Origin of the sequence: Virgibacillus sp. LDC-1 (assembly GCF_030137545.1) — a bacterium.
Classification (GTDB): Bacteria; Bacillota; Bacilli; order Bacillales; family Amphibacillaceae; genus LDC-1.
The window spans coordinates 77,106-99,326 of record NZ_JARUVL010000010.1; the positions used below are offsets into that span (position 1 = coordinate 77,106).

The 22,221-nt window shown below is 36.5% G+C and carries 24 protein-coding genes; 9 read left to right on the forward strand and 15 right to left on the reverse strand.

The window, feature by feature from the left end:
- Window position 1: 1 nt before the first annotated feature.
- The 4 genes from QBK89_RS10250 to QBK89_RS10265 all read right to left on the reverse strand — a co-directional run bounded on the left by QBK89_RS10250 (window position 2) and on the right by QBK89_RS10265 (window position 4,480).
- The gene (locus QBK89_RS10250; RefSeq protein WP_284140953.1) at window positions 2-1,306 is read right to left on the reverse strand and encodes a dihydrolipoamide acetyltransferase family protein; all 1,305 of its coding nucleotides are present in this window, start codon (window positions 1,304-1,306) and stop codon (window positions 2-4) included.
- Window positions 1,307-1,333: 27 nt separating this feature from the next.
- Window positions 1,334-2,311, reverse strand: coding sequence for an alpha-ketoacid dehydrogenase subunit beta (locus QBK89_RS10255; protein ID WP_284140954.1), 978 nt, complete (start codon window positions 2,309-2,311; stop codon window positions 1,334-1,336).
- 3 nt (window positions 2,312-2,314) lie between these two features.
- Entirely contained in the window at window positions 2,315-3,358 is a 1,044-nt protein-coding gene (pdhA, locus tag QBK89_RS10260; RefSeq protein WP_284140982.1) for a pyruvate dehydrogenase (acetyl-transferring) E1 component subunit alpha, read from the reverse strand.
- A gap of 465 nt (window positions 3,359-3,823) precedes the next feature.
- Window positions 3,824-4,480, reverse strand: a complete 657-nt coding sequence (locus QBK89_RS10265; protein ID WP_284140955.1) for a YkyA family protein — start codon at window positions 4,478-4,480, stop codon at window positions 3,824-3,826.
- A gap of 205 nt (window positions 4,481-4,685) precedes the next feature.
- Here QBK89_RS10265 and def point away from each other — a divergent pair, with 205 nt between their 5' ends.
- On the forward strand, window positions 4,686-5,237 hold the full coding sequence (def, locus tag QBK89_RS10270) for a peptide deformylase (protein WP_284140956.1): 552 nt from the start codon (window positions 4,686-4,688) through the stop codon (window positions 5,235-5,237).
- A 53-nt stretch (window positions 5,238-5,290) separates the two neighbouring features.
- On the opposite strand, the gene QBK89_RS10275 is transcribed toward def, so the two are convergent.
- Entirely contained in the window at window positions 5,291-6,067 is a 777-nt protein-coding gene (locus tag QBK89_RS10275) for a Cof-type HAD-IIB family hydrolase (RefSeq protein ID WP_284140957.1), read from the reverse strand.
- Window positions 6,068-6,766: 699 nt separating this feature from the next.
- Between QBK89_RS10275 and QBK89_RS10280 the strand changes: the two genes are divergently transcribed.
- Window positions 6,767-6,976, forward strand: a complete 210-nt coding sequence (locus QBK89_RS10280) for a DNA-dependent RNA polymerase subunit epsilon (RefSeq protein WP_284140958.1) — start codon at window positions 6,767-6,769, stop codon at window positions 6,974-6,976.
- Between the two features lie 3 nt (window positions 6,977-6,979).
- Window positions 6,980-8,647, forward strand: a complete 1,668-nt coding sequence (gene rnjA / locus QBK89_RS10285; RefSeq protein WP_284140959.1) for a ribonuclease J1 — start codon at window positions 6,980-6,982, stop codon at window positions 8,645-8,647.
- A gap of 296 nt (window positions 8,648-8,943) precedes the next feature.
- On the opposite strand, the gene QBK89_RS10290 is transcribed toward rnjA, so the two are convergent.
- From QBK89_RS10290 to cbpB, 7 genes are all read right to left on the reverse strand, one after another.
- Entirely contained in the window at window positions 8,944-9,612 is a 669-nt protein-coding gene (locus QBK89_RS10290; protein WP_284140960.1) for a potassium channel family protein, read from the reverse strand.
- Between the two features lie 122 nt (window positions 9,613-9,734).
- Complete coding sequence (locus QBK89_RS10295) at window positions 9,735-11,576, reverse strand: ABC transporter ATP-binding protein (RefSeq protein WP_284140961.1); 1,842 nt, start codon at window positions 11,574-11,576, stop codon at window positions 9,735-9,737.
- Window positions 11,577-11,683: 107 nt separating this feature from the next.
- Window positions 11,684-13,438, reverse strand: coding sequence for an ABC transporter ATP-binding protein (locus QBK89_RS10300; RefSeq protein WP_284140962.1), 1,755 nt, complete (start codon window positions 13,436-13,438; stop codon window positions 11,684-11,686).
- Window positions 13,439-13,690: 252 nt separating this feature from the next.
- Window positions 13,691-14,143, reverse strand: a complete 453-nt coding sequence (locus QBK89_RS10305) for a TlpA family protein disulfide reductase (RefSeq protein WP_284140963.1) — start codon at window positions 14,141-14,143, stop codon at window positions 13,691-13,693.
- A gap of 156 nt (window positions 14,144-14,299) precedes the next feature.
- On the reverse strand, window positions 14,300-14,842 hold the full coding sequence (locus tag QBK89_RS10310; protein WP_284140964.1) for a peroxiredoxin: 543 nt from the start codon (window positions 14,840-14,842) through the stop codon (window positions 14,300-14,302).
- Between the two features lie 229 nt (window positions 14,843-15,071).
- Window positions 15,072-15,314: a YkuS family protein gene (locus QBK89_RS10315; RefSeq protein ID WP_284140965.1), complete on the reverse strand. Its 243-nt coding sequence runs from the start codon at window positions 15,312-15,314 to the stop codon at window positions 15,072-15,074.
- Between the two features lie 167 nt (window positions 15,315-15,481).
- Complete coding sequence (cbpB, locus tag QBK89_RS10320; RefSeq protein WP_284140966.1) at window positions 15,482-15,934, reverse strand: cyclic-di-AMP-binding protein CbpB; 453 nt, start codon at window positions 15,932-15,934, stop codon at window positions 15,482-15,484.
- 165 nt (window positions 15,935-16,099) lie between these two features.
- Here cbpB and QBK89_RS10325 point away from each other — a divergent pair, with 165 nt between their 5' ends.
- Window positions 16,100-16,408: an ArsR/SmtB family transcription factor gene (locus QBK89_RS10325; protein ID WP_284140967.1), complete on the forward strand. Its 309-nt coding sequence runs from the start codon at window positions 16,100-16,102 to the stop codon at window positions 16,406-16,408.
- 2 nt (window positions 16,409-16,410) lie between these two features.
- The gene (locus tag QBK89_RS10330; RefSeq protein ID WP_284140968.1) at window positions 16,411-17,325 is read left to right on the forward strand and encodes a cation diffusion facilitator family transporter; all 915 of its coding nucleotides are present in this window, start codon (window positions 16,411-16,413) and stop codon (window positions 17,323-17,325) included.
- A gap of 63 nt (window positions 17,326-17,388) precedes the next feature.
- On the opposite strand, the gene fadH is transcribed toward QBK89_RS10330, so the two are convergent.
- Window positions 17,389-18,156 (reverse strand): 2,4-dienoyl-CoA reductase, encoded by a 768-nt coding sequence (fadH, locus tag QBK89_RS10335; RefSeq protein WP_284140969.1) that lies wholly within the window; start codon window positions 18,154-18,156, stop codon window positions 17,389-17,391.
- A 165-nt stretch (window positions 18,157-18,321) separates the two neighbouring features.
- Here fadH and QBK89_RS10340 point away from each other — a divergent pair, with 165 nt between their 5' ends.
- The 3 genes from QBK89_RS10340 (at window position 18,322) to QBK89_RS10350 (ending at window position 20,281) form a co-directional block, all read left to right on the forward strand.
- Complete coding sequence (locus QBK89_RS10340; protein ID WP_284140970.1) at window positions 18,322-19,170, forward strand: metallophosphoesterase; 849 nt, start codon at window positions 18,322-18,324, stop codon at window positions 19,168-19,170.
- 100 nt (window positions 19,171-19,270) lie between these two features.
- The gene (locus tag QBK89_RS10345) at window positions 19,271-19,558 is read left to right on the forward strand and encodes a hypothetical protein (protein ID WP_284140971.1); all 288 of its coding nucleotides are present in this window, start codon (window positions 19,271-19,273) and stop codon (window positions 19,556-19,558) included.
- A 246-nt stretch (window positions 19,559-19,804) separates the two neighbouring features.
- On the forward strand, window positions 19,805-20,281 hold the full coding sequence (locus tag QBK89_RS10350) for a YkyB family protein (protein ID WP_284140972.1): 477 nt from the start codon (window positions 19,805-19,807) through the stop codon (window positions 20,279-20,281).
- A gap of 68 nt (window positions 20,282-20,349) precedes the next feature.
- On the opposite strand, the gene QBK89_RS10355 is transcribed toward QBK89_RS10350, so the two are convergent.
- Window positions 20,350-20,685 carry a hypothetical protein gene (locus tag QBK89_RS10355; protein ID WP_284140973.1) on the reverse strand — a complete coding sequence of 112 codons (336 nt, stop codon included), beginning with the start codon at window positions 20,683-20,685 and terminating at the stop codon, window positions 20,350-20,352.
- A 304-nt stretch (window positions 20,686-20,989) separates the two neighbouring features.
- A complete protein-coding gene (locus QBK89_RS10360; protein WP_284140974.1) occupies window positions 20,990-21,202 on the reverse strand; it encodes an aspartyl-phosphate phosphatase Spo0E family protein in 213 nt (70 codons plus the stop codon).
- 287 nt (window positions 21,203-21,489) lie between these two features.
- On the opposite strand from QBK89_RS10360, the gene lepB reads away from it, so the two are divergent.
- Window positions 21,490-22,023 (forward strand): signal peptidase I, encoded by a 534-nt coding sequence (gene lepB, locus QBK89_RS10365; RefSeq protein WP_443089739.1) that lies wholly within the window; start codon window positions 21,490-21,492, stop codon window positions 22,021-22,023.
- Window positions 22,024-22,221: the final 198 nt, after the last annotated feature.

Below are 22,221 nucleotides of genomic sequence, written 5' to 3' on the forward strand. Positions count from 1 at the left end.
CTTACGCCTCCATCATGATTAGTTGTGGATCGTTCAATAAACGCTTGATTTGATTTAGGGCTAATTGAGCAGTAGCTCCATCTACAATGCGATGATCAAAGCTTAGTGATAACGCAAGTACTGGTGCTGCTACAATTTCACCATTACGAACAATCGGCTTTTCTGCAATTCTTCCGATACCGAGGATAGCTGCTTCCGGATAATTAATAACCGGTGTAAACCATTGTCCCCCAGCAGAACCGATATTTGTAATTGTACTAGAAGCTCCCTTCATCTCCTCAGGTGCTAGTTTACCACTACGTGCCTTTTCTGCCAATTCATTAATTTCTTTAGAAACAGCAAATATAGATTTACGATCTGCATCTTTTACAACTGGTACGAGTAACCCTTTATCTGTGTCAGCAGCAATACCAACATTGTAATAATGTTTTTGAATGATCTCATCTGTATCATCGTCAATAGAAGCATTTAAAATCGGATAATTTTTCAGAGCAGATACTAGCGCCTTCACAACATAAGGCAAGTAAGTAAGCTTTATATCCTGCTCTGCTGCTATTTCCTTAAATTTCTTACGGTGATTAACCAATTCAGTTACATCAACTTCGTCCATTAATGTAACATGAGGTGCCTTCGTTTTTGAATTAACCATTGCTTTAGCAATTGCTTTCCGAATTCCACTCATTTTTTCTCTTGTTTCTGGATATTCTCCTTGAACAATTGGTGCGGCTGTAGTAGATTTGCTTTCTTCAGTTTGAGTCGACTTTTCTACTTCTTTTTCTTCACCTGAAGCTACCTTCTGATCACCATTTAAGTAACGATCGATGTCTTCTTTCAATACACGACCATTTTTACCAGTTCCAGCTACTTTTCGAATATCCACACTTTGCTCACGTGCGTATTTTCGAATGGATGGCATTGCAATTACCCGTGTGTTTTCTAGCTCTTCTGATGACTCTGATGCTGGTTCGCTTTTTGTATCTTCCTCTTTTTTCTCTTCTTTTACAGACGCCTCTTGCTGTGGCTCTTCCTGTTTAGCTTGGTCAGAATCATTATCCTCTGATTCATACCCTTCCGCGTCAAAAGTGATTAACGTATCACCAACTACCGCTACTGTTCCTTCATCTACATGGATCTTCTTTACTGTACCGTCAACCGGGGATGGAATTTCAACGACAGCTTTATCATTCTGCACTTCACATAACACATCGTCTTCTTTGATCTCATCGCCTTCTTTGACGAACCATTTTACTATTTCACCTTCATGAATACCTTCACCAATGTCAGGGAGTTTAAATTCATATGCCATAATATCCTTACCTCCTATCCGTTAATGTTAAAAGTTTATGACTGCTTGAACCTTTTCAATAATATCTTGATGATTTGGTAGCCATACTTCTTCCGCTTCGGAAAACGCATATACAGTATCAGGAGCCGCAACTCGTAATATTGGGGCTTCTAAATGAAGAATTGCTCTTTCTTGAATTTCTGTTGCAACATGAGCCGCAATCCCAGCTTGGCGCTGAGCTTCTTGAACGATAACAACACGATTAGTTTTCTTTACAGAAGCTAAAATCGTATCAATATCAATTGGAGAAACAGTTCGTAAGTCAATTACTTCAACATCAATATTTTGTTTTTCTAACTCCTCGGCGGCTTTCAGTGAAGCATGAACCATTGCTCCGTACGTTACTATCGTAACATCCTTTCCTTCTCGCTTTACATCCGCTTTTCCTAATTCTATCGTATATTCTTCCTCAGGAACTTCTCCACGGAATGAACGATATAACTTCATATGCTCAAGGTAAACAACCGGATCATTATCTCGGATAGAAGCGATTAATAGCCCCTTCGCATCATAAGGCGTGGAAGGGATTACTACTTTCACTCCTGGCTGCTGAGCAATGAGTCCTTCAAGCGAATCCGCATGTAACTCTGGTGTATGCACCCCACCACCGAAAGGAGAACGAATCGTTATCGGAGAATGGTGTTTTCCTCCTGAGCGATAGCGCATACGAGCCATTTGTCCATTAATGGAATCCATTGTTTCATAAACGAAGCCGAAGAATTGAATTTCCGGCACTGGACGATATCCTTCAAGCCCTAGTCCAATCGCGAGACCACCAATCGCAGATTCAGCTAGCGGTGTATCAAATACACGCTCTTCACCAAATTCAGCTTGTAATCCCTCTGTAGCACGAAATACACCACCATTTTTACCGACATCTTCCCCAAACACTAATACATTTTCATCATTTTTAAGTTCTGTACGTAATGCATCAGTGATGGCTTGAATCATTGTCATCTGTGCCATAATTTATTTCGACTCCTTTTCTTTATATTCTTCCATTTGCTCTTTTAAATTCGTTGGGAGCTCTTCGAACATGTGTCCGATTAAATCAGTTACTTTTTGCTTCGGATATTTATCTGCTTCTTTAATCGCTTTTTTAATATCATCTTTTGCTTCTTCAATAACTTTGTTCTCATCTTCCTCAGACCAGAGCTTCTTATCTTCTAGAAACTTACGGAAACGAACGAGCGGATCTTTCTTTTCCCATTCAGAATCTAAATCAGAAGTACGGTAACGCGTCGGATCGTCTCCAGCCATTGTATGTGGTCCATAACGATAAGTCATTGTTTCAATGAGCATAGGTCCCTTTCCTTCAATTGCGCGCTCACGTGCATGCTTTGTAGCAGCATATACAGCAAGCACATCCATACCATCCACCTGGATTCCTTCTATTCCAGCTGCAACTGCTTTTTGCGCTAATGTTTTCGCTTTTGTTTGCTTTTCTCGCGGTACCGAAATAGCAAATCCATTGTTCTGAACCATAAAGATACAATTCGCATCATATGCTCCTGCGAAGTTAATTCCTTCGTAGAAATCTCCTTGGGATGTACCACCATCCCCTGTATATGTGATCGCTACAGCTTTTTTACCTCGCATCTTCATGCCAAGTCCAACACCAGCAGCCTGAATATATTGTGCCCCGATAATAATTTGTGGACTTAACGCATGAACACCCTCAGGCATTTGATTTCCATGATAATGACCTCTTGAAAAGAGGAAAGCTTGATAAAGTGGAAGGCCATGCCAAATCAATTGAGGTACATCACGATACCCAGGTAAAATAAAATCTTCCTTTTCTAACGCGAAATGGCTCCCTAATTGCGATGCTTCCTGTCCGGCCGTCGGTGCATAAAACCCAAGACGTCCTTGACGATTTAATGCGATAGAGCGTTGATCAAGAATACGCGTATAAACCATTCTGCGCATAAGCTCTTTTAATTCATCATCAGACAACTCCGGCATTGCATCCTTATTGACTACCTTTCCATCTTCATTAAGAATCTGAAACATCTCGAACTTACTTTCAACACTTTCTAATACGTGTTTCAAATCGTTCACCTCTTCCTTTCTTATCTCCAATTTAATAATCTATTTCTAGCGTTCCCAAACAAAGAAAAATTGTGTACCATTTTGTCTTATTTATGTACCCACTTTCTTTTCCTGTTAATCTAGATGCGCTCAATTCTGTTACATAAATACCACAAAAAAAATTGATACAACTTTGAATACATTTAAAGTTTAGCCTAATACCCCATCATAGGTCAACTACTTTGTTTCATACTATTATTTAATCGTGAAACGCTTTCAAAATGTTACTCCAATATTATAAATCAGATACAAACTGTTACATTCATAATGTAATCTGTATTATTTTAAGACATTATTTGAAAATTACTGATTTATCCATAAGAATAAACGAAAAAATCAAAAGGACACCCTTCTTTTTTGAAGGATGCCCTTTAATAAGTTTCACACTTATTCATAGGTTACATCTAAATCTGATGCTTCATAGAATTCTTTTTTTTGTGCATTATAATTTGCTGTAGATTTGTTAAATTGTTCATTAGCTTTGATTACCGTTTCATAACTGGCATTTAATTTATCGATGTGCTTTGTTAAGGTTGCTTGTTCTAAATCTTCATCTTGAAAAAGTGCATACAACTCTTTTTCCAATTTAATGGAATCAACATATGCATCATGAAGCTGTTCATATGCTTGATATCGTTCCATCATCGTTTCGTACATATTGCGAGCCTTCTGCTTAATTGTCTTTTCCTTTAAATCATCCAATAAATCTTTTATTTCCTGAAACTCTTTTTTAGATGCATCGATGCTTTTCTTTTCTAGCTGTATCTTTTCATGACGCGCTTCAATAATCTCCGTCGCTTCCTTGGAAAGCTTTTTAATTTGATCAAATTCATCCGTACCAAGTGCAATTACTTTATCATATATTTCCTTTTCCTGTGTTTCTAATGCAGTTATTTCATCCTGCTGCGCTTCAAAATCCGCTTCTAATGCCACCGCTTCTTCTAAATGAGTATATATTTTCTCTTGTGTAGATTCGCCACAGGCAGATAGTAAGACAGCAAGCCCAAGCATAATAATTGCTCCTATTTTCTTCTTAGCAGGCATGAAAGCACTCCCCTTTATTCATCGTCCGTTCATGATGATTTTATCAAATTTCCATGTAAATCAGTATACCATAGAAGTATGTTAATTTTTGAATAAAAATAAGTTATACTTGTCCTATAGACAAATTATGCTTTTCTTGCATAAATTATGTTAAACTATTTAATTAGAATTTAGAAAGCTGAAATAATGTTTGGAGTGACACAGGATGATAACGATGAAGGATATTGTGCGGGAAGGTCATCCCGCTTTAAGAGAAATAGCAAACGAAGTATCTTTACCTGCTACAAACGAAGAAAAGCAACTTTTAGCGGATATGCTACAATTTTTAAAAAACAGTCAAGACGAGAAGGTTTGTGAAGCACATAACCTTCGACCTGGAGTTGGACTAGCAGCACCACAGCTAGGTATCTCTAAACGAATGATTGCTGTACATTTTGAAGATTTTAATGGGAAATTTTATAGCTATGGTTTATTTAATCCCAAAATTATTAGCCATTCAGTAGAGAAAGCTTATTTAGCTGCTGGTGAAGGCTGTTTATCCGTTGACCGAAGTGTAGAAGGGTATGTTCCGAGATATGCGCGTATTACTATAAAAGCAATTGATTTAGAAGGAAACCCGATCAAACTTCGCTTAAAGGATTATGCTGCCATTGTTTTCCAACATGAAATCGACCATCTAAATGGGATTATGTTTTATGATCATATTAATGAAAAAAATCCATTTGCAATTCCAGAAAACGCAAAAGTAATCGAATAATAAGTTGTAATTCAAAGGCTGCTCCACACGTATTCGTGGAACAGCCTTTTATTTTAGATTAGCTGAAGATGCTTTAATCCATTTGCAATGCCACCTTGATTAACAGGATCAGTGACATAATCAGCAATTTCTTTGAGCTCCGCTACCGCATTCCCCATTGCAACACCTGTTCCTACTTCTCTTATCATTTCAATATCATTCAACCCATCGCCAAACGCATAAGTATGTGCGATATCTACTCCATACGCTTCAATTAATTTTTTGATTCCGATTGCTTTTGATGCTCCTCCGGGCAAAACATCGCAGGAAACATCATGCCACCGAATAAAATCAAACGCATGATGCAGCTCACGAAACTTCCTTTCTTCCTGATCCTTGCAAAACAAGAGCGCTTGATAGATCTTTTGTTTATCATAGTACGTCGTATCAATCGGTGGATAATCAAATTTCAAAGTAGAAACCATACTCTTTTCTATATACGGATGATTCTCAACAGACGCCCGCATTTCGTCACTATGCATAAAAATCATCGGAAATTCTTCTCTAGAAGCCGCTTCATACAAATGAATAAGTTCTTCTTTTTCAAGAGGATTTTCATATATTGTTTTCCCTTCTAGCACAACATATTGACCATTAAAGCTTACAAAAGAGTCTATTCCTAATTCCTCCCGAAGCTCTTTAAACATAAAAGGAGCTCTTCCTGTAGCAATTGCAACCATCACACCCGTTTTTTGCAATGCTTGAATCGCCTTTTTTGCAGATGATGGAATTTGTTTTGCGTCATTTAGTAAGGTGCCGTCGATATCAAAAAATACGATGTTCTTTGTCATGTTCATACTCCTTTTTAGATTCGATGCATAAGAATCTATACCCTGCGAAAAATACAAATAGCTAATTAATCTGACCTTCTTAACAGAGTATTTTTTATGATTTTATAGTAAAATTATTTAGCTTTATTGTATCAATAAAATTGTTATATAAATAATTTTTTGGATAAATAAAGTATTTTTATTTAAAAAACCAGTAAATCATACTATACTATATATTAAGAGGGATTGGATCGGTAGAACGTTTTTATGCTTTTCTTAAATATTCGAAAGGAGATGCATCATTCATGCTAAAGCGTTTAAAAGAAAAGCTTAAAAAACGCTGGAAGGATTTTTTAGGCCGAGGTCGTGTACCAACTACTTATAAGGAAAATTAATTTGAACCGTGTTCGGTACGGATGAGTATGAACCTTTGTTGTTACGATATGAGCTGATATTAGAGCTTAAAATAAATCTGATAGTGGAAACAGGGACTACCACAAAAACCCAATCACAACTACAATACCTGAATGTTTTACGGAAGCATGAGGGGATTCGTATTATGGATCGGTTAATATTACCAACTGCAAACAAGAGGGGTACTACCGCTCTAGGTAGTAGTGCTATTTATAATTGCAAAATTCATAGTATGACCTTTTTTCTCCATGTCATTTGGAGAACCTTTTTAATTCAATAAAAACAATACATGTTAGGAGAGATGAAATGATTTTTAAAGTATTATACCAGGAATCCATGCATCAAGTTCCTGTTCGAGAACATACAAAAAGCTTATATATTGAGGCCGAATCAAACCGAGAAGCAAGAAAAAAAATAATCGATCGCAATTACAATATTGAATTTATCCAGCCACTTGAGGGCGCACACCTGGATTATGAGAAAAAATCAGAACATTTTTCTGTGGAGAAAGTATAACCGATGAAATTTGTTAAAAATGATCAAACCGCTGTTTTTGCATTAGGTGGATTAGGTGAAATCGGAAAAAATACGTATGGTGTGCAATTCCAAGATGAAATCATCCTGATCGATGCTGGAATAAAATTTCCAGAGGATGAACTACTTGGAATCGATTATGTAATTCCAGATTATTCCTATTTAATTCAAAACAAAGAAAAAATTAAAGGTCTCATTATTACGCATGGTCATGAAGATCATATCGGAGGTATTCCTTATTTATTACGCGAGTTAAAGATTCCTATTTATGCAGGAAAGCTTGCAATTGGTTTAATTCGCAACAAATTAGAGGAGCATGGTCTATTAAGATCAACAAAGTTAAATACGATTCAAGAAGATGATGTTATCAAGTTCCGTAAAACATCCGTTAGTTTTTTCCGTACGACACATAGTATCCCTGATTCTTATGGAATTGTAGTTAAAACTCCTCCAGGAAATATCGTTCATACTGGAGATTTTAAATTTGATTTTACACCAGTTGGAGAGCCAGCCAACCTAACTAGGATGGCGGAGATTGGAAAAGAAGGCGTTCTATGCCTACTTTCCGATAGTACAAATAGTGAAGTTCCCGGCTTCACTCTATCAGAAAAAGTAGTTGGTGCAAATATTAATGATATATTCGCACGTGTAGATGGAAGAATTATTTTTGCGACATTTGCTTCTAACATCTATCGTTTACAGCAAGTTGTAGAGGCTGCTGTTAAAAACAATCGTAAAATTGCAGTATTTGGACGAAGCATGGAGTCATCCATTACACTTGGACAAGAGTTAGGATATATTCAAGCACCTAAGGATACGTTTATCGAAGCGAATCAAATTAATCGCCTTCCAGCACATGAAGTAACGATTCTTTGTACTGGTTCCCAAGGTGAGCCAATGGCAGCTCTTTCAAGAATTGCCAACGGAACGCATCGTCAAATTCAAATTATTCCTGGTGACACCGTTGTATTTTCTTCCTCACCAATCCCTGGAAATACAATTAGTGTAAGCCGAACGATTAACAGTCTTTATCGAGCTGGCGCGGATGTTATTCATCATAAGGTAAGTGACATTCATACTTCTGGCCATGGTAGTCAAGAAGAGCAAAAGCTCATGCTCCGATTAATGAAGCCTAAATACTTCATGCCTATTCATGGAGAATATCGGATGCTAAAAGAACATACAAAGCTTGCAGAGCTTTGTAATGTAGATCCTTCTCACTCTTTTGTAATGGATAATGGAGATGTGTTAGCACTCGGAAAAGATAGTGCACAAATAGCTGGGAAGATTCCTTCTGGATCCATTTACGTTGATGGTAATGGTATCGGTGATATCGGAAACATCGTCTTACGAGACCGTCGCATCTTGTCTGAAGAAGGACTTGTGATTGTCGTTGTAAGCATTAATATGAAAGAATTCAAAATTTCAGCTGGTCCTGACATTATTTCACGTGGGTTTGTATACATGCGTGAATCTGAGGACTTAATCAACGAAGCGCAAAAGCTTGTGGCAGCACATTTAAGTAAGATTATGAAGCGCAAAACGACACAATGGTCACAAATTAAGAATGAAATTACAGATACAATTGCACCGTTTCTATATGAAAAAACTAAACGACGCCCTATGATTTTACCAATCATTATGGAAGTATAAAAAAAATCCACGGAGTATATAAAACTCCGTGGATTTTTCTATTAGGCTTTATACTAATGTGGTGGTGCCCTCTGTTCAATTNTATGATTTTACCAATCATTATGGAAGTATAAAAAAAATCCACGGAGTATATAAAACTCCGTGGATTTTTCTATTAGGCTTTATACTAATGTGGTGGTGCCCTCTGTTCAATTAAGGCTTCAATAGAAGACGACACCGCAAAATTTAACCTACATCTAATAAAAAAGAAATGGTGGAGTAAAAATCCACCACCACGTCTATCAGAGAACCTTTTATTATTCATCATCAATGACTAAATGCTTTTCAAAGCGAGAAATATCTTTATCTGCCCCAATTACAATCAGAATATCATTCTCCATTAAAATCTCTTCCGCTAAAGGTGACACATTAATATCTTTACCTTGCTTAATCGCCACTACGTTACAACCATAGTTTGCACGAATATCAAGGTCTATTAACGATTTACCAAGCATTTTTGTGCCGACCTTAACCTCAACAATACTATGATCCTCCGATAATTCTAAGTAATCAAGTATGTTATTTGAAATAATACTATGTGCAATTCTTTTCCCCATGTCTCGTTCTGGGTGAACAACATGGTTCGCCCCAATTCGGTTTAATATCTTCTCATGATAATCATTTTGCGCTTTAACCGTTATTTTCTTAATCCCTAAATCCGTTAGAATAACTGTCGTTAAAATACTTGCTTGAATATTATCGCCAATCGCCACAATAACATGGTCAATATTCTTAATTCCTATTTCCTTTAACGTTGCTTCATCTGTCGAATCTGCAATCACCGCATGGGAAGCGATGTTTTTATATTCATTTACCTTATCCTCATCGTTATCAATTGCTAACACTTCCATACCTTCCATACACAATTCCCTACAAATACTGCCCCCAAAACGACCAAGTCCAATTACTGCAAATTCTCTTTTCATATCATTTCCTCCAAGCTCTAAAATGCCTAGTTTCTTCCTCCATAAATAGGAAGATTGATGGATAAACTTATTATAACGCAAATAGAAAGCAATCTCTATCTGTAATAGAGATTGCTCTATAGTTAAATCGCATCAAGCATTTGAAATTGAGATTTAACTAGGTCAAAGTATTCTCCTTTTTGCTCCATTAACGCTTCGTGGTTTCCATTTTCTAAGATCGTTCCATTTTCCAAGACAAAAATATTATCTGCTTCGCGAATAGTCGATAATCGATGCGCAATGATGATAGCTGTTCTTCCTTTTAACAAGCGTCGAAGCGCTGTTTGAATTCTAACTTCTGTTTCCGTATCAATACTAGCTGTTGCTTCATCTAAAATTAGAATGCTTGGATCTGCTAGTAATGCACGTGCAAACGATAGCAATTGTCTTTCACCTGCTGATAAAATGTTGCCTCGTTCTTCTACTTCTGTTTCATATCCTTTTGCAAGTCGTTGGATAAATTCATCAGCACCGACTACTTTTGCAGCTTCGATTACTTCTTCATCTGTTGCAGCAGGATGTCCAAAGCGGATATTTTCCATAATTGTTCCAGAGAAAATAAATGTATCCTGAAGAACGACACTTATTCGATTTCGAAGACTTCGTAAACTAACATTACACAAGTCATGACCATCAACCTTTACGGACCCACATGTTGGATCATAAAAGCGACTAATTAAATTAGCAATCGTCGATTTTCCACTACCAGTGTGTCCAACCAATGCGACCGTTTGCCCGGCTTTAATGCGTAATGAAATATCTTTTAAAGCAATGCGGTCTTCATTATAGGAAAACTGAACATTTTCAAATTCAATTTCTCCATTCATCTCTTTAAATTCATGTGCATTTTTTACTTCATCGACAATCGGTTGCTCATCTAAATACTCAAAAATTCTTTCTGAGGCAGCCATCGCCATTAATAACTGATTATACATTTGTCCTAACCTAGAAATTGGATCCCAAAACATGCCGAGAAAGAAAGCGAAAGAAACGAATGTGCCAATTTCAATTCCTCCATTATCTACTCCAAGTAAAATGAGGTATGCACCATAGGCAATTAAAATCACGGTTCCAATAGCATTACTTAATTCTACTAATGGACGAAACATCGCACTTTTCTTTGTTGCTTCCTGCCAGCTTAAATAGTTATCGTTATTCAATCCATGGAAAAATTCCGTATTTTCTTTTTCCTGAGAAAACGACTGAGTAATTCGAATACCTTGAATGCTTTCGTTTAAGTGAGAATTCATGCGCGATTGCTGAATACGAACATTTTGCCAAGAGCGGCGAATATTTCTTCGCAGCTTCGTAGAGATATAAAACATTAATGGCAAAACGACCATAATTGCCAAAGCGAGCTTTGGACTTAGCGAGAACAAAATTATAATAATCCCAATTAATGTCACAATGTCCATAAGGAGATTAATAATACCGTTCGTAAAAAGCTCTTGTAATGAATTCGTGTCATTCATAATTCGCACTAAAATAGAGCCTGCAGACCGGGAATCAAAAAATCGATGGGACAAAGATTGCACGTGTGTAAATAAATGTTTTCTTAAATCATAAATAACATTTTGCCCAAGTATATTAACCCATTTAATGCGAAATATATTACCTACATAGTTTAGGAGATATAGTACACCTATACCAAGAACGAGGTATGTGAGTAATGTCGGATCCTTCTCTGCAATCGCGACGTCAATAGCTACTTTTCCAATTAATATCGGAACAATTAAACGAACTGCTGTTGATAATAGCATCATAAGAATTGCACCAGGCAAATATGTTTTCGAATATGGTTTTAAATAATTCAGTAAGCGCCACATTTGCTTCCAATTAAACGGTTTCTCAATTGCTTGATCAATTGTATAATGAAACCTTTTCAAATGACGCTTCTCACCGTTCTCTGCCTTTTTTGCAGTCATTTATTTACCCTCCTTTTCAACGTACACATGCATACAGTAGGGGTGAATAGAGCTTCTACCCCTACTCAGCGCGTGAACCTTCATCTTTGTTATAATTTTTATCTTCATCATGATGAATGTGCTGCATTCATAATAGCTTCTCGATCCTGATACTGGATATTATAAATGCGTTGATAAGGTCCGTTATTTTGTAGTAGGAAGTCATGCGTCCCACGCTCAACTACTTCCCCATCATCCAACACTAGTATTTCATCTGCATGCTTAAGGGAAGAAATTCGATGCGCAATAATAAATGTTGTTCGATTTTTCATCACTTCCTTTAATGCTTGCTGAATTTTAAATTCCGTTTCCATATCTACTGCAGAGGTTGCATCATCAAGAACTAATATACTTGGATTAATACAGATAGCTCTCGCAATTGCTATTCGTTGCTTTTGACCTCCTGATAATCCCATCCCTCTTTCTCCAAGAAGCGTGTCATAGCCTTTTGGCATTTCCATAATAAAATCATGTGCTTGCGCTCGCTTGGCAGCATCGATAATTTCTTCCTCTGTTACATCTGGACTCCCGTAAGCTATATTTTCACGAATAGAGGTAGAAAACAAAAATGATTCCTGAAGCACGAATCCAATATGTTTTCGTAACGTCTTTAATTTATATTGGGAAACAGGACGCCCATCTACAAGTACTTCTCCAGACTCTGGCTCATAAAATCGCGTCAGTAATTGTGTGATACTCGTTTTTCCAGAGCCAGTTGCTCCAATGAGTCCGATTACTTTTCCTGGCGGCGCATCGAAATTAATATTTGTTAATGCTGTGTCATCATCCTGTACATATGTTAATGTTACATCTTTAAACGTTACATGCCCTTTTATCGGCGTATCTAGTGCATCCTCTCGTTCTACAATATCCTCGACTGCATCTAAAATTTCATTTAATCGTTCACCAGATGCTTTTGCTTGTGAGAACATATTAACGACAAAACCAAGGTTCATTAACGGCCCCATGATATACCAAACAAGACTAAAGAACGCAACCAATTCGCCAAGCTCCAGCTCTTGATTGATTACTAAATATCCTCCAAAAGCAAGCAAAGCAACAGCACAGAAGTTGCCAATAAACTCCATTAGCGGGAAGTATTTAGACCATATATTTGCAGTTTTAATATAGTTTTGACGATAGTCATGATTATTCGTAGAAAATCTCCCAATCTCAAAATCCTCGCGTGATAAAGACTTTACTGTGTTCATTCCACTAATATTTTCTTGAACCCTCGTATTCAATCTTCCAAATGACTTTCGAATACCCCGAAACGCAGGGTGAACTCGTTTATCAAATTTAAAAACAACAACCGCTAGAAATGGCATTGCGGCCATTGTTACCAATGCAAGTGGAATAGAATAATAAAACATAACGCTAAGACTTAATCCAATTAATAACAGGATACGGATAAGCTCTGAGAAACCAAAAGAGAGGAAAAAACGAAATCCTTCGACATCTGAAGTCAATCTTGACATGATATCGCCAGTTTTTGCATTATCATAGTATTTAAAAGAAAGTACTTGTAGTTTTTCATAAAGTGCATTCCTTACCTTATAAACAGACTTTATGCCAAACATATCTCCTAAATATTGATGAAAAAAAGTAGCAATCCCTTTTATGACCATTAGTCCAATAAATGCGGCTGCTATATAAGGAATTAAAGCATATTTATCCTTTAATACAACTTCATCAATCGTTAGCTGTAGAATGATTGGATATACAACGGTAATACCTGTTACAAAAAATAAAAAGAACAACGATACAAAGAAATACCGTTTGTATGGCCAATAGTATTGTTTTAATTTTCTAAACGTATCCAAAAGGTTCCCCCCTCAAGCGTATTTTATTTCGTAATATCTAATATAACGGTTTCCGAAATAAAACGCCATAGCTTTTTCGAAATTTCAAAAAATATTTAATTTGCTCCCTTCCATTAATTGTTATTCCATTATAACAATACGAACATATGTTGTCACGTGTGATTTAATATAAATTTCATTAAAAAACCGAAAACAGTTATGCATGCAATTGCACCATAACCATTCTCGGTCTAATCATTTAAAATGTATCTATTATTTATCTGTTTTTCCTAATACCCGGTTGACCCGCTTACGTAGCATTTTCATACCACCGCCACCAGCTTGAAAATGACGTAATTGGCCGTCCTTATCGAAAACATAGTACGCTGGAACATATTGATTATCAAAAGCATCCGTTAATTTATGGGCATTGTCCACAAATATCGGCTGTGTAATATCATGTTCCTTAGCCACTTCCTCTACTTGTTCAAGATCAAGATCTTTTTCAGAGCGTGGCATATGAACTGCGATCACATTTAATTCATTTTTATATTCATCTCTAAATTCATTCACATTAGGCATCGCTTCTTTACATAAGCCACAGCTAACAGACCAGAAATGAATTAAAGTTGGTCGTTCACCTAATAGGTCCGATTTTTGTATTGGATCGCTATTTAACCACGTTGTTGCTCCCTCTAATTCGGGCATTTGATCGCGTAATTTCATTCTAGTTGCCTCCTTCTATACTACGTCGATTATTTTTTTATTCAATTAAAGAAACTGGCCCGCCTGGAGCTAGTTACCTCCAGCAATCATGGGGCCAGCCCTTTCTTTGCATTTTATTCTTATTTTATAATCTCGTCTGTACGTATTGCTTATTTATTAAAGTGTTTCTTGACCAGGCTTCCAGTTTGCTGGACAAAGCCCACCAGTTTGTAGCGCTTGAAGTACACGTAATGTTTCATCTACATCACGACCAATATTATTGTGGAATACGGTTTGATATTGCAATTCGCCTTCCGGATTGATGATGAACAATCCACGTAATGCAACTCCTTCTTCTTCAATCAACACACCATAATCCTTGGAAACAATATGATTCGTATCTGCAGCAAGTGGATACTTTAAATCCCCTAACCCATTTTCATCACGTGACGTATTGATCCATGCTTTATGTGTATGAATAGTATCTGTAGATACACCAATTACTTCTGCATCTAAGTCTTCGAATTCATCATAGCGATCAGACATTGCAGTGATTTCTGTTGGACATACAAATGTGAAGTCCATTGGATAGAAGAAAAGAACTGTCCATTTATCTTCTTTCATAAGATTCTCTAGGCTAACCTTTCCAAACTCTTTATTTGGAAGTACTGCCTCCATTTCAAAGCGTGGTGCTTGTTTTCCTACCATTCTTTCTGCCATATGTAATCCCTCCAGAATTGTTTTGATTATTGGCTTCGATTACTATTATAAGAAACCTCTTTTTTTAAGTCAATTTTAAGTGATAATTATTGTAATAAAGTCATTAAATATTCATTTTATCCTTATATACCCTAACATTTGTATGTTAGTATTGTCCATTCAAATACTAAACTGCTATCCTTCCATACAATAGGCCCCCAACAATTGTTGAGAGCCTTCCAAACAACCATTACGAAAAGCGGTCATTTACTTCTTGTGCAACATCTGCTGCACTTTGACCTTGTGCATTAATGACTGGTCCTTCTAAGAATGTATCTGATACACCCATCATATCCTTATCTTGCCCGGAAATAACACAACAATCGCATTGTGCGACATCTTGCTCTGTATGCACATCAACTACCTCGTGTCCCATCTCCATTAAAGCTTCCTTCACTTGAGTCAATGTAGGTTCTACTCCAATACGTGCCACTTCTTTCACTCCTCTTTATTATCCGTATATTCATGCTTATTATCACCAGAGTTAATAAAGGTATACATTAGAGAGCGAATCAAGTGAACTACACCTAAAAACTGAACTTACACGCTTCACGTTTTTTAAGAAAGGATAATACTTTTGGAAATACGTTAAAAAGATAGTTATTTTTCTTCGTTTGGTTCCATACTTATATTCCTTCTTAGCTGCTTTAAGATTGCTCTACGTGTTAAAATCCCATCAAAGTACCCTTCTTGATCAGCAACACATACAAAAGGATAATCAATCACTGCATGAAGTCCTTCCATGAACGAAGCCTCTCGAGACAGAATTGGTATATCTGTATGCATGATTTCTTCGACACGTCTGTCTGCTAACGTTTCAAATTCAAATCGTTCAAGACCAAGTATTTGGTTTAAAATGATCGTTTTCCCAATCGTACCTGCTAATTTATAGGAAGCATCTAATACAGGCACTGCAGAATATCCTGATTTTACGAGCACTAATAATGCGTGCTCTAATGGATTATTTACTTGAACATGAGCCACCTTTTCTGATGGAATCATTAAATCAGCAACATACACATCAGCAAGCTTTTTATCTTCTATCAAACTCATTGCATACGCTCCTTCATTCAAACTATTGTTACTTTATCCCACTAAAGGAGTTTCCATATCTAGTTTACCACAGTTACTTTCCAAGAAAAATGGTATTGACTTGAATTTAACACGCAACTATTTTATAATATGAACATATGCTCATATTATAAAGAGGTGAACGTTATGTCCTATCAACCTTTAGATGATAAGTTAATTGAAGATGTAGCCTATATATTTAAAGCACTTTCTGATCCAACGAGAATAAAGATATTACATCTCTTATTTTATAAGGAGTGTTCCGTAAATGAAATTGCAAGCGAATTGAACATGCAGCAATCGACGATCTCACATCAATTAAAATACTTACGACAGCTTCATCTCGTGAAAAAACGACGTGAAAAAACGATGTACTATTATTCACCAGACGATTATCATGTTATGAACTTACTGGAGCAAACTATTGAACATACAAAACATACATTAGGAGGGTAATTATGGGCCATCATCATGACCATGGTGCAGGACATGCACATCATCACACGGCAAACAAACGCGTTTTATTTTGGAGCTTTATTGCAATTTCAACCTTTATGATTATTGAAGTAATAGGAGGCTTACTAACGAACAGCTTAGCACTGCTTTCAGATGCTGGGCATATGCTGAGTGATGCCGCTGCACTGGGGTTAAGCTTATTTGCTTTTAAAATTGGCGAAAAAAATGCCACAGTAGATAAAACATTCGGCTATAAACGCTTTGAAATCGTGGCAGCTTTTCTTAATGGAGCTACATTAATCATTATTTCCCTCTATATTTTTTATGAAGCTTTCGGTCGATTTCTGGAGCCTCCTGAAGTTAATGCTAGTATGATGATCATTGCGTTTATTGGACTACTCGTTAATGTTGTTGTTGCATGGCTTTTAATGCGTGGAGATTCACACGATAATTTAAATATTCGAAGTGCATTACTTCACGTTTTAGGCGACTTATTAGGTTCTGTTGGAGCAATTATAGCAGGGATACTTATTTATTTGTTCGGATGGAACCTAGCTGATCCAATTGCTAGTGTAGTTGTAGCTGCATTAATATTAATCTCCGGAATAAGAATATCAAAGGATTCGCTTCATGTGTTAATGGAAGGAAAACCGGAAAGAATCGATGTTGAAAAAATGAAGAAAACCTTATCCGATTTAGAAGGTGTAAAAAAGATTCACGATCTACATGTATGGTCGATTACAAATGAATTTCCAGCGATGAGCTGTCACCTTGTTGTTAATGAAGGAATTAATCGAGATCAGTTACTCCTTAAGGCGACCAACTTAATTACGAAACAATATAATATTTCACATTGCACTATCCAACTCGAAGGGGAAAAAATCTTTTTAGATGGCAATTGTGATTCGTGTAACTAACACCTAACGCTCATTTAGTTGCAGCTAACCAAATTACGATTCTTCGGTTAGCCGCAACTCGTCTTAAAACGGGTATTGATTTAGCCATTGTCCTCCATCTAAAGTAACTACTTCTCCATTCATATAACTAGCCTTTTCCGACAGCATAAAGAAGGCAAGCTCTGCTATTTCCTCTGGCTTTCCTAGGCGTTTTAATGGGACAGATTGAATGGTGCGCAAGGCAGCTTTTTCTGATTGAAACAATTTATCTGCTCCACCTGTTCGTTCAATTGGTCCAGGTGCAATTGCATTCACTCGAATACCATATCTTGACCCCCACTCTACCGCCAACGTCCGTGTCATATTCAATACACCTGCTTTTGCGGCAGAAGAATGCACAACACCCGCTCCTGCATTCCACGCATACGTTGCAACCATATTGATGATTGCTCCTTTTATCTTATTATCTATCCAATACTTTGCAACAGCTTGACTAGAATAAAAAGTGCCATTCAAAACAATATCGATAACCGCATCCCAGCCATTTTTAGACAGATCTTCTGCAGGACATATAAAATTCCCAGCTGCATTATTCACTAAATAATCGATTGATCCAAAGGCAGCGGTTGTTTCTTTAATTAATCTAGCAATATCTTCTGTGTTTCGAACATCCATGGATACAGTTAAAAGATTTCCCTTTGCAGTAGTAAGTAGTTCTTTTTTTGCTTCCTCTAGTTTTTCTTCTTTTCTCCCTGTTAGAACGACATTAGCCCCTTCATCAGCAAATTTTTTTGCCATATATTTTCCCATTCCACTTGAAGCACCAGTAACAATCACTGTCTTTCCATTCATAACTGAATCCCCCTTCATTTTTTACTCATTATTCATACTATTCTATTTTATTAATGAAGTCAAAATATACCAGCTGAAATTGTTACATTTTTACCAGTTATAGTTTCTATTTTCGTGCTATAATTCGAATAGATAAATATACTGATTAGAGAAAGGTTTGACAGAATGAACAGGCGGTCGTTTCTCAAAAAAATGCTTGGAAGCTTTTTAACGTTCGTCGGTCTTGGTGGTGGTTCATACTATTATGCTAGAGAAATTGAACCTACATTACTCCATATTCAAAGAGAAACTATTTCATCGCCAAAAGTTCCGACTAGCTTTAACGGATTTACCATTGTCCAATTTTCAGACACACATATTGGATTTCAATATACACTTGATCAACTTAAAAAACTAGTAGCTAAAATAAATGAAATAAAACCAGATTTAATCGTTTTTACAGGCGATCTAGTAGATGAACCGAATAAATACAAATGGAATAACGAGCTTGTTAATCTATTAGCAACATTAACAGCTCCTCAGGGAAAGTATTGGGTTTACGGTAATCATGATCATGGAGGTTATGGGACAGAAATCGTAAAAAATGTCATGGAGCAGGCTGATTTTAAGCTATTAAAAAACAGTCACACCACTATAGAAAACCAAACAGATCGAATTATCGTTGCGGGGATCGATGATGTGATGCTAGGTAAACCTGATTTAAATTTAGCATTAAAAAACAGTAACCCTGATCTATTCGCAATTCTCCTTTCCCATGAACCCGATTATGCAAATACGACCAAAGCGTTTCCGGTTGACCTACAGCTCTCAGGTCATAGCCACGGAGGCCAGGTTCGTCTCCCATTTATCGGGCATGTATACACCCCAGCATTTGCTGAAGAATATGTGCAAGGTAGATATGAATTGAGCAAGGACCTAACACTGCTTGTAAGTAAAGGTATTGGTACGACACGTGTGCCATACCGCTTTCTTTGCAAGCCGGAAATTCAAGTTATCACATTAAATGGAATGTAACTAATTAAATATAAGATTTAATACACTTCTATATAGGCAGGCGCACTTTATGGACAGATGCATATACTGAAATTGTAAATCTGTATAAGGGAGTGTTCGTATGAATTACCAACATCCAGTATACTTCCCGTATAACCGCCAATCGGAAAATCGGGAAGAAGATGAACGGTTCCTTCCTTTTCTAACTGGGCTTGCCTTTAGTCCATTCCTATTCGGTGGCGGTGGCTATGGATTCCCTTATGGTCGTCCAGGTCGTCCTTTCTATCCACCTTCACCATATGGATATGGCGGAGGCTTTGGCGGTTATGGTGGTTACGGCGGTTATGGCGGATATGGCGGATATGGTGGTTACGGAAATAACCCGTATTTTTATCCAAGATATTACTAGCAGCTATTAACGTATCCCCTCAATCAACCTATCTTTTTTCATGCAAGAGCGAATTCATGTGTTACATGTATTCGCTCTTGCTATGTTTGACTAAATTTCCTTTATCATGCAAACAATAGTTTTGATTTTCCCAATTGCATCTAAACTAGCTTTACTGTACGATTGGAATAGAAATCCACCTAGACACATACAACTTAGAAATGGACAAGCTATCGATATCGAATAAAGAAAGGAGGCATACTTTTTATGAAACAGAATATTTCGATCGGCGAGTTAGCTAAAGCACTTTATACGATTAATAGACATGCTAAAACTGCACCAGAGCCTCAGCACTTATATTTTATTAAAAAAGAAGCAATTAAACAGCTACTTCAAGAAGATAAAGCTAAAAAGGTCGGACTTCATTTTTCCGAGCATCCTAAATTTAGTAATCAGCATTCAACCCTGCTTGTTAAGGTAGATCATTACTTTTTTCATATTCCTCCATCAAAAGAAGATTTTAAAGAACTCGAGCATTTAGGAAAAATTGATCAAAGCTATCGTAACCCTCAGACAAAAATGTCTTTGTCTTATGCAAAGAAAATAATCTATCAATATATTGACTGGAAACCCAAAAAGCAATCCAGTCCAAAGCAGAGACATTACTCATCCTACTTCACTCCCTCATCTTTAGGAAAAATGGAATGGCCTCCGACTAAGAAATCGTTCGAACGGAAAAGTTAATGTAACTACACTTTTTGTAGCCAAAGCTTCTATGTAAACTTTGGCTACTTCTTAGCTTTCCATTCTATCTAGGAACCAGTCCTCCGCGTCCATTGCAGGAAAAGATGAATAAACCATAATAGGACTCCAAATAAAGCTAAAGTTTGTAATGCAATTTTTAACGATGAAAGCAGCATCTCTGTCGATACCTCTATCCAATTACCAATCACAAAAAAGAGAACTAGAAATAACAAGCTCCCATTAATGTAGCAAAGCAGCATTTTTGATTTTAGTAAAATCAATAAAGAACTGATAGGACGAAATATATAATAGCAACAAATCACTCCAGCTAAGATAACTAGTGCAAGCATATGTTCATCCGTTAGACCAAAGGAATAAAACCTTGAGAAATCGAGCCCCTTCATAGAGAATTCCTCCTCATTTCAGAAAATGGTATTCTTCCCATTTTAAACAAAAAGGAATCGAATTATCCTATTTTTCTCATTTAATATAAATTATCTAGCATTAGATAGGAGCAATGACATACAACGAGCACAAAGAGAACGATAATTTGTTGTCTTAGGAGCTAGCAATGTTGTTCCTCTCCAATAAGGTATCCATTCCCTTTATATTGTTTTTCGGAGACTCTTAATTTCTCTTCCTATAAAATTACGTTCAATAAGAAATTCGGGATAAAGCAGTTGGTTTTACTACTTTATCCCGTTAACGTTATTGTGGAGTTTTTGAGTTTACTTCTCTATTTCTGGTAGCTTGAAAATCGTTTTGCTTCATATGCTCGTAATTATTTAGTAAGCGGTCTAGCTCTTGACTAATGGAGATAGATTCCAAGCTGGTCAATCCTTTTTCTAGGGCAACCGTTGTCATTCGTTGACGAAGTGATTCAATTCGTTGAAGGAGTTTGAGTCTGTCATTCGTATACATGTTAATTTGTCATCATCCTCCTTTTTCTAGTTATTATTAACATTAGCATAATATTTCTGTAAATAACATTTTTTTCTACTTTTCAAGAAAATAGTATACATGAATCTTCTTAACAACCTATTTGTAAATTTATTATTTAATAGCACCCATTAGTCGTAAGCAATGCTTGATTATGATACTATAAAAGCAAAAGCAAATTATTTTATATTTAGTTTTGCTTATGGCATTATATTTACTATCGTCAACTACATAATATATTTTAAATGATGATGGTTTTTGAAGAGAGGATGTCTTCTTTGGCAAAAGAAAAGAAAAAGAATGAATTAATCGAGTGGATAAAAGCTATTTTTGTTGCTATTTTATTAGCTCTCTTCCTCCGCTCGTTTATCTTCGCCACATCAATTGTGGAAGGTGAAAGTATGGAACCGACACTTGAAGATGGGGAAAGAGTTATTTTCAATAAATTTATTTATATTATAAACGAGCCTGCAAGAGGAGATATCGTTATTATTGAACGGCCCTTTAAAAATTATGTGAAACGTGTTATTGGATTGCCTGGGGATACAATTGAAGTGAAAGATCATACTTTATATGTTAACAAAAAGGTGTTCAATCAGGATTTCTTAACAGAAGAAGCATTGAATCGAACAGGAAATTTTGGTCCTTTTGAGATTCCTGAAGAAAGCTATTTTGTGATGGGAGATAACCGAGCGATAAGTAAAGATAGTCGCAACGGACTTGGGCTAATCGATAGAGAGGATATTATAGGTCGTTCTGAATTTATTATATACCCATTTAGTGAGTGGGAAACAACACGTTGAACTACCTTTCACTTAGCCTAATTGGGTGAACTTCCGATTATGTGAGATAGAATAGAATAACGGTCCACTTGTTTCGGGAGTGTAAACTGAACTGTGTAAGTAGGAGAGCGTACGGCTCTTGCTTCGCAGTTCAGTTTTTTTATTGTAAGATAAAAATATAGCGATTGGGAGGTTATTCTATTGACCAAGTCAAAGCGA